Source organism: Streptosporangium sp. NPDC051023 (assembly GCF_040689595.1).
GTDB lineage: Bacteria > Actinomycetota > Actinomycetes > Streptosporangiales > Streptosporangiaceae > Streptosporangium.
On record NZ_JBFBCE010000018.1, the window covers coordinates 50,413 to 63,301 of the forward strand.

Here is a 12,889-nt window from a genome sequence, read left to right on the forward strand (position 1 = left end):
TCAGAAGCCCCCGCACCCCCCGGCCCCCCTTCGCCCTGCGGGTTCCCCACCTCCCCGGAACCCTCTACACCTCCCGAACGTCCCGGATTCCCCTGGTCCTGCGTGTCCTCCCGCTTCTCCAGGTCCTCCGCGTCCCTCTGCTTCTCCGGTGCGCCCGCCACGGTGCGGACCACCCGACCCACGGGCCCGCGCACCGCCCCCTCCACCGCTTCCCGCGCCGTGAGACGGGCGCGGCCCCTGACGGCGTGGCTCACGGGCATGGCGCTGACCGTGGCCGTCTATCTGCTCTTCCGGGGCAGCGCGACCCTCCCCCACAACGACGACGCGGCGCCGTTCCGCCTCATCGGCGACGTGCGCGACTGGATGGACGCCAACCGCAACGAAAGCCCGGTCTTCCTCTTCCTTGTCAACTACGTGCGTCTGCTGGTCGGCGGCCTCTACGACGCCCTTCACCTGACTCTTCTGATCCTGGGCTGGGCCGGGACGATCAGCCTCGCCGGAGCGCTCGGCTGGCTGGCGGGGAGCTGGCGGGGGGCTGTGACCACCCTGGCGGGGTTCGGCGCGTTCGGAGTGCTCGGTGTGTGGCGGGAGAGCGCGGACACGCTCGCGCTCGTGCTCGCGGCGGTCCTGCTCTCCCTGCTCGTCGGGTTGCCGCTGGGTGTATGGGCCGGCCGCTCGGTACGGCTGCGCCGCCTGCTCGCCCCCCTTCTTGACGCGATGCAGATCATGCCGACGTTCGCCTATCTGGCGCCGATGGTGCTGTTCTTCCAGATCGGCCCGGCCTCGGCCACGGTCGCCACGATGGTCTACTCGATCCCCCCGGCGATCAGGATCACCGCGCTGGCCGTCGAGCGGGTCTCCCCCGCGGCGGTCGAGGCCTCGACCGCGCTCGGCGCGACCCGGTGGCAGACGCTGCGCAAGGTCCATCTCCCCATGGCGCGCGCGACGATCGCGCTGGCCGTCGGCCAGACCTTCATGATGGCGCTGTCCATGGTGGTGATCGCCGCACTGATCGCGGCTCCCGGGCTGGGCTCCGACATCGTCGCCGGGCTGTCACGGGCCAACGTCGGCCTCATGCTCCCCGCGGGCATGGCCATCGTGGTCATGGCCGTCGTGCTGGACCGGATGACCGCGGCCGCCGCGACGCGCGAGCCCGCGGCGCGGGACGCCTCCTCCACGAGGCTCGGGATCGCCACCGCCACGACACTCCTGATCTGCGGCCTGGCCGCGGCCAGGTTCCTACCCGCGGAGTTCCCCGAGAACTGGGTGCTCCACTTCGCGGGCCCGGTGAACGAGGTCGTGGACTGGGCGAAGTTCTCCTGGTACGGCGTCACGGAGGCGACCAGGAACATCGCGACGGAGACGGTGCTCAACCCGGTGCAGAACGTGCTGACCACCGCCCCCTGGTGGCTCGTCACCGGGGTGGTGCTCGTGGCCGCGTGGCGAAGCGGCGGCCTCGGCCCCGCCGTCACCGCCGTCTGTTGCCTGCTCACCACGGCCCTGCTGGGGGTGTGGCAGCACACCATGGAGACGCTGACCACCGTGCTGGCCGGGGTGGTGCCCGCGCTGGCCGCCGGGCTCGTGCTCGGCGTCGCCGCAGCCCGCTCCCCCCGGTTCTCCGCGGTGCAGCGCCCGTTGCTCGACGCCGCGCAGACCATGCCACCTTTCGTGTACCTGCTGCCCGCTCTGGCGTTGTTCGGCGCGAGCCGCTTCACCGCGGTCTTCGCCTCCGTGGTCTACGCGGTCCCTCCGGTCGTCCGGCTCGTCGAGGACGGGATCGGCGGTGTCTCCCCTGCCGCCGTCGAGGCCGCGCGGGCCTGCGGCTCGACCGAACGGCAGGTGCTGTGGAAGGTCCGCCTGCCGATGGCCCGCGGGGCGATCCTGCTCGCCGCCAACCAGGGCATCGTCATGACGCTCGCCATGGTCGTGGTCGGTGGCCTGGTCGGCGGGGGCGGCCTGGGCTACGACGTCGTCTCCGGCTTCTCCCGGCGTGCCGACTTCGGCATGGGATTCGCCGCCGGAGTGGCGACGGTACTGGTCGGAATCACGCTCGACCGGATCACCCGGGGCGCCGACGAGCGCCCCTCCCGGAAGGTCCCTCGAAAGTTTCCCGGAAAGAGAAGAAGAGGATCGCATGAGGATCGGACGTAAGGTCCGCCTGCTCACCGGTGTCGTTCTCGCGCTCGCGCTGGCCGCGGGCTGTGGCGGCGCCAGAGTGGAGACCGGCACGAGCCCGGCGCCGCCGTCAACGGACGACACCGTGAAGATCGCCGTTAACCCGTGGGTCGGCTACGAGGCCAGCGCCGCGGTGATCACCTATCTGCTCGAGAAGAAGCTCGGCTACACCGTGGAGAAGAAGGAGCTCGCCGAGCAGGTCTCCTGGGAGGGCTTCGAGAAGGGCGACATCGACATCATCGTCGAGAACTGGGGCCACGAGGACCTGAAGAAGACCTTCATCCAGGAGAAGAAGGTCGCCGTCGAGGCGGGTTCGACCGGCAACAAGGGCGTCATCGGCTGGTACGTCCCCCAGTGGATGGCCGACGAGTACCCCGGCATCACCGACTACCGGAACCTGAACAAGTACGCAGCCCTGTTCAAGACCTCGGAGTCGGGCGACAAGGGACAGCTGCTCTTCGGCGACCCGTCCTACGTCAGCAACGAGGACGCCCTGATCAAGAACCTGAAGCTGAACCTCAAAGTGGTCGTCGCGGGTAGCGAGGCGGCGCTGATCGAGTCCGCGACCCAGGCCCAGAGACAGCGGAAGCCACTGCTGTTCTATTTCTGGAAGCCGCACTGGCTGTTCAACAGGATCGACCTGGCGCGGGTCGGCTTGCCCCCGCACACCGACGGCTGTGACGCCGACCCCAAGAAGGTCGCCTGCGACTACGCCGAGCTGGACCTCGACAAGATCGTGAGCAGGAGGTTCGCCGACACCGGCGGCAAGGCCTACGAGCTGGTCAAGAACTTCTCCTGGACGAACGAGGCGCAGAACGCGGTCGCCGACGACATCACCAACAACGGCATGAGCGCGCAGGACGCCGCCAGGAAGTGGGTCGAGGCCAACGAGTCCGTCTGGTCCGCCTGGATGCCCCATTGACCGGCGACCCCGCCAGGAGACATGAGGACTGTCATGAGACCTCCCCTGAGAAGGCGGCTCGCCGGGATCACCGCGATCGCCGTCCTGTTCGCCCCGCTCTCCGCGTGCGCTGAGCCGCAGCCGAGGCGCCCGACGACTGGCGGAACCGTGCGGATCGCCGTCAACCCGTGGGTCGGCTACGAGGCCAGCGCCGCGGTCCTGGGCCTGCTGCTGGAGAAGGAGCTCGGCTACCAGGTGCAGAAAGTGAAGCTCAACGAAACCCAGTCCTGGGAGGGAATCGAAAAGGGGACGGTCGACGTCATCGTCGAGAACTGGGGCCGCGAGGCGGAGAAGAAGACTTATATCGAGGAGCGGAAAGTCGCGGTCTCTGCCGGGCGGAACGGGAACAAGGGTGTCATCGGCTGGTACGTCCCCCAGTGGATGGTGGAGCGATATCCCGACATCACCGACTGGCAACAGCTCAATAAGTACGCCCCCCTATTTAAAACCAATAAATCAGGTAATTTCGGCCAGCTCCTTGACGGGGATCCCTCATACGTCACCAACGACGAGGCTCTGGTCCGGAATCTCGGCCTCAACTACAAGGTGGTGTACGCCGGAAGCGAGAAAGCGTTGATCAGCGCCGCCAAGCTGGCGACGGAACGGCGTACCCCGCTGCTCATGTATTTCTACGAACCGCAGTGGCTGTTCACCCAGATCAAGATGGTGAAGATCAACCTTCCTCCCTACGCGATCGGCTGCGACGCCGTCCCGGGGAAGGTCGCCTGTGACTACCCGCCCTACCTACTGGACAAGATCGTGAGCAGGAGGTTCGCCGACACCGGCGGCAGGGCCTACGAGCTGGTGCGCAACTTCACCTGGAGCAACGACAACCAGAACGCGGTCGCCAACGACATGACCAACAACGGCATGAGCGCCGAGCAGGCGGCCAGGAAGTGGATCGAGGCGAACAAGATCGTCTGGAAGGACTGGCTACCCGGCTGACACGTGGTCGCGCCCGGCTCGTCTCGCGGGCACGGCCCGTTCCACGCACACGGCGTGTCCCGCACGTCTGAAACGTTCCGCGGGTGTCCGGTAGAGGCGGACGTCCGCGGGACACCGGGGGGTGCCTCGCCGCGCGCGGTGCCCCGAAGGTCAGACGGACATGCCGTAGGCCGCGCGGACGCGCAGGACGTGCTCGACCAGCGTGATGAGCGTGCCCTTGACGGAGTCGCGGGAGCGGGCGTCCGTGCGCACGATGGGAACGTGTGGGGCGAGCGCCAGGGCCTCCCGCACCTCCTCCTCCGAGTGGGCGAAATGCCCGTCCCAGCCGTTGACGCCGACCACGAAGGGGAGGCCGGCCTCCTCGAAGTAGTCGATCGCCGGGAAGCCGTCGGCCAGACGCCTGGTGTCGATCAGAACCACCGCGCCGATGGCGCCGCGCACGAGATCGTCCCACATGAACCAGAACCGATGCTGGCCCGGCGTTCCGAACAGGTACAGGATCAGGTCCCGGTCCAGTGACAGGCGGCCGAAGTCCATCGCGACCGTGGTGGTCGCCTTGTTCGGGGTGAGACCAAGGTCGTCGATGCCGGCACTGGCATCGGTCATCACCGCCTCCGTGGTCAGCGGCAGGATCTCCGACACGGCACCCACGAACGTGGTCTTGCCGACGCCGAACCCGCCAGCGACGACGATCTTCGTCGACGTCAGGCCTCCATGGTTAGAGCCTGCGAAGTCCACTGAGAACCCTTTCGAGCATGTTGAGGTCCGGTTGTCCCTTGTCGAGGCTCGGCTGGTGGAGGCGGACGAGCCCCTCGTCCGCCATGTCCGCCACCAGCACGCGGGCCACGCCGAGTGGGACCCTCAGCAGCGCCGAGATCTCGGCGACCGACCGGAACGCCCTGCACATCCTGATGATGGCCTCCTGCTCAGGGGTGAGCAGGGCCAGCTCCTCGTCCATGATGAACGAGGAGGAGACCAGCGTCTCGATCGCCATGTGATAGCGCGGCTCGGCACGACCGCCGGTGACCGTATAGGGACGGAACAGGGGTTCCTCATCCCCGCTTCCATCACTCCCGAGCACAGCCCTCTCCTGTGAAGAACATCGTCATCGCCCCCGGGAGGCTTGTAGCTCGGCCCTGAGGGCCGGAGTCAGCACCTGGCCCGCACGGTCGACCAACAGCGTCATCTGGTAGGCCACCAACCCCATGTCACACTCGGGAGAGGCCAGTACGGCGAGCACGGAACCGTCGCTGATCGCCATGAGCAGCAGCAGGCCGCGCTCCATCTCCACCACGGTCTGGGTGACGGCCCCGCCCTCGAACACGCGGGACGCCCCGACGGTCAGGCTGAGCAGGCCCGCGGCGACAGCGGAGAGCTGGTCGGCCCGGTCGTCAGGAAAACCCTCCGAGCTGGCGATCCGCAGCCCGTCCGCCGAGACGCACACGGCGTGCGCGACCCCCGGGGTGCCTCGGACGAACTCGGTGATCAGCCAGTCGAACCTGCGCGCCTCATGGCTCAGGGTCGTCACGAGCTCTCCTCCCTGTCCGCCAGGGTCCTGGCGGTGTCCTCGTGTAGTTCGGCACGCCCTCGCCGTACTCCCTGCTGGAAACTCGACAGGCGGCTGCGGACCCGCTCGGGTGAGATGGGTGGCATCGGCATCGGGGTCGAGGGTGCGGCTGCCGCCGTACCCGGCACCAGGTTGGCTTTCGGAGTGCGCTTCGGCAGGCCCGCCGCGGTGATCCCGCCGAGAGTGGGGTCGCTCGCCGCCTGGGCCGCGCGCCATCCCGCGTCGGCCGCGGTCTCCCAGTTGTCCTGCGCCTGCTGCCTGAGCGGCTGCGGGGCGGGCTCGACCGCGCCCTCGAGTTCCCCGGCGCTCTCGGCCTGTGCGACCGCGACGGAGCCGGACTCGTCCGGCGTCTCCAGCGAGAAGGACTCCGCCTGCCCCTCGGAGTCGTCCGCGTCCTGGTCGGCGCCCCTGTGATCACCTCTCGAGTCCGCCCTGCGGAACCAGGCCGACTCGATGGAGGCGAAGATCGGCAGGTACTCCTCCTGCTCGGTCTCGAGAGGGGAGAGCCGTACGGCCGGCATCGACGCGGTCGCCGGGTCGTCGTTCGAGGTGTGCCCCCAGGCAGAGAAGCCGCTCGTGGACTCGGAGGCGGCTGCGGCTGCGGCGCCGTTCGCCCCCGGGACTCGGCGCTTCGGCAGGGGGTACTCGGTGCTCGGCAGCGGAGCGGCGAGCGACCCTGTGGGGACGGGCTGCCCCGGGGAGGGGACCGGGAAGTCGTCGGGGAGCGACGTCAGGCCGAACGCGGGCTGCGACACCGAGGATTGCCCGGAGGAGCCCTGCGAGATCGAGGTCTGCCCGAAGGACGTCTGGCCGAAGGAGGTCCGGCCGAGGGAGGTGTGCCCGAAGGACGTCTGGCCGAACGAGGTCTGCCCGAAGGAGCCCTGCGAGGTGTGCTGGGACTGCGACTCCGTACCCCACGAGGGGGTGTGGCTCGGCTGGTTCGCCTCGACGATGAGCGCGGGCGGGAAGAGGACCATGGCGATGAGGCCGCCCGCCTCCTGGGGGCGGAGCTGGACCCGGACGCCGTGGCGCAGGGCCAGGCGGCCGACCACGAACAGGCCCATCCGCCGGGAGACCGAGACGTCGACGACGGGCGGGTCGGCCAGTCGGCGGTTGGTCTCGATCAGCTCCTCGTTGGTCATGCCGATGCCCGCGTCGCTGACCGCGAGCAGCGCGCCGCCGCCCTCGATCATGCTGCTGGACACCACGACCTGGCTGGCCCTCGGGGAGAACTGGATGGCGTTCTCCACCAGCTCGGCGACCAGGTGGACGATGTCGTTCGCCGCGCTTCCCGCGACCGAGAGCGTGCGGTGCACCTTGACCTGGACCCGCTCGTAGTCCTCGACCTCCGACAGCGAGGCGCGCACGACGTCGACGAGCTTGGCGGGCTGGCTGCGCCTGCGGGAGGGCTCGTGACCGGCGAGGACCAGGAGGTTCTCGGAGTTGCGGCGCATGCGGGTCGCGAGGTGGTCGAGCTTGAACAGGTCGGAGAGGCGTCCGCCGTCCTCCTCGCCCTTCTCCAGGCCGTCGATCAGCGAGATCTGCCGCTCGACCAGGGTCTGGGTGCGGCGGGAGAGGTTGACGAACATCGCGCTGATGTTGGAGCGGAGCTCGGACTCCTCCGCGGCCAGCCGTACGGCCTGCCGGTGGACCTCGTCGAAGGCCTTGGCGACCTCCCCGATCTCGTCCTTGGATTCGACGGAGATCGGCGCGATGTCCGGCGCCTGGGTGTCTCCGGAGACCCGGAGGTTGCGCACGACCTCGGGCAGCTTGAACCCCGCGACGTCCAGCGCCTCGACCCGCAGGCGGCGCAGCGGCAGGACCATTGAGCGGGCGATGAGGACGGTGAGGCCGAGGACCAGGATCAGCAGGAGCAGGATCAACCCCGAGGCGATGATGGCGTTGCGCTGCTCGGTGTCCTCCAGCTCACGGGCCCGGGTGATCACGCCCCCGGCGACCTGGGTCTCGACCTTCTTCATCCGGTCGAGGATCGCGCTGTTGTCGGAGAACCACTGCTTGAGGGCGGCGAAGTCGGAGATCAGGCGGCCCGCCGGCTGCGAGCCGCCGGCCAGCACGATCGCCCTGGCCTTGGTCAGCTCGGCCCGGTAGACCTTCTCGTCCATCAGGGCCTTGACGAGGAGCTGGCGGTAGGCCTGGCTCGCCTCGATGGTGAAGTCGGCCCTGTACTCCTCCATGCGCGACCGGGAGGCGATGAACTTTTCGATCTCCTGCGCGGTGACCAGCGAGGGCGCGTAGTAGCCCGCCAGCAGGCGCGACCGCTGCCTGGAGACCTCCTCCTTGGCTCGGGCCAGCGCGCTGAGCGCGCGGGTGTTGCCGATGATCTCCGGGTCGTCGCTGACCAGCGTGAGCTCCTCGTGGAGCTGGAGCAGCGGGGCGATCATGATGCTGTAGCGCTCTGCCCGGTTCGTCCCGGGGAGCTGGCGTAGTTCGTCCAGGCCCGCGAGCTGATAGCCCACGTCCTTGGCCGCCTCCGCCGCGCGCTGGCCGTAACTGTCGTCGATGCCCTGCAGGTCGAGCAGGGTCCGGCTGACCAGAGCGTCAACGGTTTTCTCCTGCGCCTTGGCCGCTTCCTGGAGCCCCTGGTTCGAGGGCTGGAACGCGGCCCAGGCGACTCGGTCACGTTCCAATCCGAGAGCCTGTGCCAGTTCTCGCAACCCACCGGAGTACTCGGCGGCCGAGGCGGTCCGCTGGTATCCGGCGACGCTGTCGATGGAGGCGACCACGCGCGTCCCGGCGAGCACCACGCCCACCACGGTCGGCACCAGGATCAGGGCGGTGAGGCGCGATCGGACGCGCCAGTTCCGCAAGCCGAACCGGGCGGCGGAGCGCTTGCCGCGGTCATGTGCCGCAGCACTGCCGCCCTCGGTTGTCGCCGTCGTCACCGCTCTCGCTCTACCTCTCACCATCACGACATAGGTGGCCCTCATCAGACCACAAGGTCACGGGACGCAATCGACATAGCCGACAAACCGGACGTAATCGTTACGAAGGTGACGAGAGAACGATTTCCTATGGTTATCGCAAGGAGGCAAGCACTTGGTCCCGCACCAGTGCCCGCTGGGCCTCGTCAGTCAGAGGACGCCCGGCTCTATCGACAACGTAGAAGACATCCACCGCCTCTGCGCCGAGAGTCTCCACACGTGCGGCTCGCACGTCAAGACCACACTCTCCAAATGCTCTACCAATTCGCCACAATAGCCCCGGACGGTCACGTGCGCGTACCTCTATGACCGTTGCCGTATTAGACGCGTCGTCAACGAGAGTGACTCGAGGTGGCGCGACCGGGACCCGGGGCGGACGCAGCGACCTCGCCCTTCTGGCCAGGCGCTGCTCGATGTCGAGACGGCCAGCGAGAACCAGCCGCAAATCCGCCTCAAGCGTCGCCGGATCGGGCGGCGAGCCGTACTCTGGGGTGACCGAGAACTCGATCACGGCGGTCGCCCCGGCGGAGGCGGCCGAGGCCGCGCGGACCACCATCCGATGCGCGGCGAGCACTCCCGCCGCACTCCACAGCAGCCCAGCCCTGTCGGGGGCGACCACGGTGACCGCTCCCCCGTTGACCCGTACGGCGCCGCCACCGTGCCTGGCCAGGGAGGCCTGCGCGGCCGAGAGTGCGGGCGCGGGCGGCGGCGGCGTGCCGGACAGCACCGAGCGCACCCGGCGCACGAGGTCGGCGACCAGGGACGCCTTCCACGAGTTCCACGCGGCGGGTCCCGTGGCGTGACCGTCGGCGACGGCGAGCGCGGCCAGCAGTTCGAGAACCTCGCGCGAACCGACGGCCTCGGCCACCCGGGAGATGGTCACCGGGTCGTCCAGATCGCGGCGGGTCGCCGTCTCCGGCAGCAACAGGTGGTGGCGGACCACGGTCTCCAGGGTTTCCACATCTGGCGTCGACAGCCCAATCCGGGCACCGATATCCCGGGCGACCACCGCGCCGGTCGTCGAGTGGTCGCCCGGCCAGCCCTTGCCGATGTCGTGCAGCAGCGCGGAGATGAGGAGCAGATCGGGACGGGACACCTCGCGGGTGAACGAGGCGGCTCCCGCGGCGGCCTCGATCAGGTGCCGGTCGACGGTGTAGCGGTGCACCGGGTTGCGCTGCGGGCGGTGCCGTACCCGCTCCCAGTCGGGCAGCAGTCTGACCAACACGCCCGCCTGGTCCAGCTCTTCCCAGACCGGGACCGCGGCCCGCCCGGCGCCCAGCAGCCCGACCAGGGCGTCGCGCGCCTCGTCGGGCCAGGGAACCGGGAGCGGCGGCGACTGGGCGGCCAGTGCGTTCACGGTGGCCTGCGCGAGCGGCAGCCCGGCCTCCGCCGCCGCGGCGGCGGCGCGGAGCACAAGAACGGGATCCTTGCGCGGGTCGGCGCCGCGGGCGAGCACGACCTCACCGCCGTGCTCGACGACGCCGTCGGCCAGCGGGCGGCGCCCCCTGGGCGCGGGGCCGGACACCAGCCGGTCGACGGTGCGCCAGGTGGCGTCGAAGGCGTGCGCGACCGTCCGCCCCGCCTCGGCGAGCCTGCGCATCAGCGTCTCGGCGTCGAGCAGGCCCAGGGCGCCCGCCACCGCGTCCTGCTCTTGGAGCACCAGCCGGTCGGCTCCCCTCGCGGTCACGAGGTGCAGGCCGTGCCGGACGTCGAGCAACAGCTCGTAGGCCTCACGGACCCGGGGGCCGGGAGCCGAGGCGACCCAGGCCGCGGCCACGGCCTGCATCGCCTGCACGTCGCGGATCCCGCCGCGTGCGTCCTTGAGATCGGGTTCAAGCAGGAATGCCAGCTCGCCGCTCGCCCCCGCCCGCTTGTCCGCGGCGTCCCGCAGCTCGGACAGACGGCGCCTGGAGTCGGTCCGCCACTCGGCGAGCACACTCTCCCTGGCGGCCCGCGTCAGCTCGGGATCGCCCGCCACGTGCCGAGCCTGGATCAGCCCGAGCGCCGCCTTCAGGTCGTCCCTCGCGACCGTCGCGGCCTCCTCGACGGTCCGCACCGAGTGGTCGAGGCCCGCGCCGGAATCCCAGATGGGGTACCAGACGCGGTCGGCGATACGCGCCACGTCCTGGCGGCCGTCGTGCAGCAGGACCAGGTCCAGGTCACTTCCCGGCGCCAGCTCCGCGCGGCCCAAGCTTCCCACCGCGACGAGCGCGACCCCGCGGGAAGCCCCTCTGAGTGCCCCAGCGGCGCCGTTGTGGGAGCCTCCCTGGGCGCCCTGGCTCCTGGGGAGGCTGAGGTTTCTGGGGGCACTGAGGCTGCTGGGGGTGCTGGGGGTGCTGGGGGTGCTGGGGGTGCTGGGGGTGTCGTCCTCGGTTTCCTGGGCGTTCTCCCCGCCGCGCCCGTACGGCGTGCCGCAGGCCGCTCTGAGGAGATCCGTCAGCCAGCGGTCGACGTCCGCGGCCCGTTCCCTGCGGGCCGCGGCGTACGAGCGAGTCTCACCTCTCACCGGTCAGAGCGCCTCGGGTCCGCGTTCTCCGGTACGGACCCGAACGACCGTGTCCACGGGAACGGACCAGACCTTGCCGTCCCCGATCTTGCCGGTCTGCGCCGCCTTGACGATGACGTCGATGACGTCGTCGGCGTCGTCCTCCTCGGCGAGCACCTCGAGGCGGACCTTGGGGACCAGGTCGACCTGGTACTCGGCGCCGCGGTAGACCTCGGTGTGACCGCGCTGGCGGCCGTACCCGCTGGCCTCGCTGACCGTCATGCCCTTGACCCCGAACTGCTCCAGGGCCGCTTTCACGTCGTCGAGCTTGAAGGGCTTGATGACAGCGGTGATGAGTCTCATGCGTTCACCTTCTTCGCGGTGCTGGGGACCGCCGGGCCCTTGGCTGCGACGCCCGACGCGTGCACGGTGCCGAGGTCGTAGCCGGTCTCGGCGTGTGAGGTGATGTCGATGCCGGCGATCTCCTCGTCGGCGCTGATCCGGAAGCCCATCACCCTGTCAATGATCTTGGCAATGACCCAGGTGACGACGAACGAGTAGCCCGCGACCGCGACCGGGCCGAGAACCTGCAGGCCGAGCTGCTTGAGTCCGCCGCCGTAGAACAGGCCCTTGCTCTGCTGATCCAGGAAGGGGTAGGCGGCCAGGAAGCCGAGTGAGACCGCGCCGAGGACGCCGCCGACCATGTGGACGCCGACCACGTCAAGCGAGTCGTCGAAACCGAGCTTGTACTTCAGGCCCACGGCGTAGGCGCAGACCGTGCCCGCGACGGCGCCGATGAGGATCGCCGCCCAGGGGGCGACGAAACCGCAGGCCGGGGTGATCGCGACCAGGCCCGCGATCGCGCCGGAGGCGACGCCGAGGCTGGTCGCGTGACCGTCGCGCATCTTCTCGACGACGAGCCAGGCTCCGGCGGCGACGGCGGCGGCGATCTGGGTGTTCATGAACGCCAGGCCCGCGGTCCCGTCGACGGCCAGTTCGGAGCCCGCATTGAAGCCGAACCAGCCGAACCAGAGCAGGCCCGCGCCGAGGAGCACCAGGGTCAGGTTGTGCGGGCGCATCGGCTCCTTGCGCCACCCCGCGCGCTTGCCGAGCACGATGGCGAGCGCGAGCGCCGCGGCGCCCGCGTTGATGTGGACGACCGTGCCGCCCGCGAAGTCCTCGATGCCGAGGCTGAACAGCCAGCCGTTGCCCCAGACCCAGTGCGCGACGGGGAAGTAAACGACCGTGGCCCAGATGACCGTGAACAGCACCCACGCGCCGAACTTGGCGCGGTCGGCGATGGCTCCGCTGATCAGGGCGACGGTGATGATCGCGAAGGTCAGCTGGAAGGCGGAGTAGACGAGGCTCGGCATTCCGGTGCCGTCGGCCTTGGTCGCCGTGTCCACCAGGCTCTGCAGGCCGAGGGCGTCGAAGCCGCCGATGAACTTGTTGACAAGGCTGCTGCCGTTGTCGGTGAAGGTCAGCGAGTGCCCGTAGAGAACCCAGGCGATGGTGACGGTGATGATGCTGACGAACGACATCAGCATCATGTTGAGGACGCTCTTGGCCCTGGTCATGCCGCCGTAGAAGAACGCGAGACCCGGGGTCATCAGCAGCACCAGCGCGGTGGCCGTGAGCATCCAGGCAGTGGTGCCGCTATCGATCTTCATCCGAAGCGACCCTCCTTACAAGATGGCGAGTGCCTGTTTCAGGTCGCAGTGAACGCTTCCTGGGCTCCGTCGACCGGCCGCGCACTAACGATGCGCCTCAGCGTGTTCTTCCGCGGTTTCAAGGCGTTGCTCGGTGTGTTTCGG

The 12,889-nt window shown here is 69.5% G+C and carries 10 protein-coding genes; 3 read left to right on the forward strand and 7 right to left on the reverse strand.

Translation table 11 applies throughout. From position 1 onward, the window contains the following. Positions 1-258: 258 nt before the first annotated feature. Genes AB0395_RS14430 through AB0395_RS14440 form a run of 3 tightly spaced genes read left to right on the forward strand, consistent with a single transcriptional unit; the run spans position 259 to position 4,081 of the window. A complete protein-coding gene (locus AB0395_RS14430) occupies positions 259-2,151 on the forward strand; it encodes an ABC transporter permease subunit (protein WP_366280675.1) in 1,893 nt (630 codons plus the stop codon). Further along, the gene (locus tag AB0395_RS14435) at positions 2,135-3,097 is read left to right on the forward strand and encodes an ABC transporter substrate-binding protein (protein ID WP_366280677.1); all 963 of its coding nucleotides are present in this window, start codon (positions 2,135-2,137) and stop codon (positions 3,095-3,097) included. Before AB0395_RS14430 ends, AB0395_RS14435 begins: the two co-directional genes overlap by 17 nt. Positions 3,098-3,130: 33 nt before the next feature. Further along, on the forward strand, positions 3,131-4,081 hold the full coding sequence (locus AB0395_RS14440) for an ABC transporter substrate-binding protein (RefSeq protein WP_366280678.1): 951 nt from the start codon (positions 3,131-3,133) through the stop codon (positions 4,079-4,081). A gap of 150 nt (positions 4,082-4,231) precedes the next feature. Here the strand turns inward: AB0395_RS14440 and AB0395_RS14445 are convergent, their stop codons facing one another. From AB0395_RS14445 to AB0395_RS14475, 7 genes are all read right to left on the reverse strand, one after another. Next, positions 4,232-4,819, reverse strand: a complete 588-nt coding sequence (locus AB0395_RS14445) for an ATP/GTP-binding protein (protein WP_366280680.1) — start codon at positions 4,817-4,819, stop codon at positions 4,232-4,234. Then, positions 4,800-5,162: a DUF742 domain-containing protein gene (locus AB0395_RS14450; protein WP_352009560.1), complete on the reverse strand. Its 363-nt coding sequence runs from the start codon at positions 5,160-5,162 to the stop codon at positions 4,800-4,802. Before AB0395_RS14450 ends, AB0395_RS14445 begins: the two co-directional genes overlap by 20 nt. Before the next feature lie 24 nt (positions 5,163-5,186). Continuing rightward, complete coding sequence (locus tag AB0395_RS14455; RefSeq protein WP_366280801.1) at positions 5,187-5,600, reverse strand: roadblock/LC7 domain-containing protein; 414 nt, start codon at positions 5,598-5,600, stop codon at positions 5,187-5,189. 5 nt (positions 5,601-5,605) lie between these two features. After that, on the reverse strand, positions 5,606-8,551 hold the full coding sequence (locus tag AB0395_RS14460; RefSeq protein WP_366280682.1) for a nitrate- and nitrite sensing domain-containing protein: 2,946 nt from the start codon (positions 8,549-8,551) through the stop codon (positions 5,606-5,608). Positions 8,552-8,684: 133 nt separating this feature from the next. After that, entirely contained in the window at positions 8,685-11,096 is a 2,412-nt protein-coding gene (locus AB0395_RS14465) for a [protein-PII] uridylyltransferase (protein WP_366280684.1), read from the reverse strand. 3 nt (positions 11,097-11,099) lie between these two features. Then, positions 11,100-11,438, reverse strand: a complete 339-nt coding sequence (locus AB0395_RS14470) for a P-II family nitrogen regulator (protein WP_271216486.1) — start codon at positions 11,436-11,438, stop codon at positions 11,100-11,102. Then, entirely contained in the window at positions 11,435-12,745 is a 1,311-nt protein-coding gene (locus AB0395_RS14475; RefSeq protein WP_366280687.1) for an ammonium transporter, read from the reverse strand. The genes AB0395_RS14470 and AB0395_RS14475 overlap by 4 nt, the downstream gene beginning before the upstream one ends. Between the last annotated feature and the right edge of the window lie 144 nt (positions 12,746-12,889).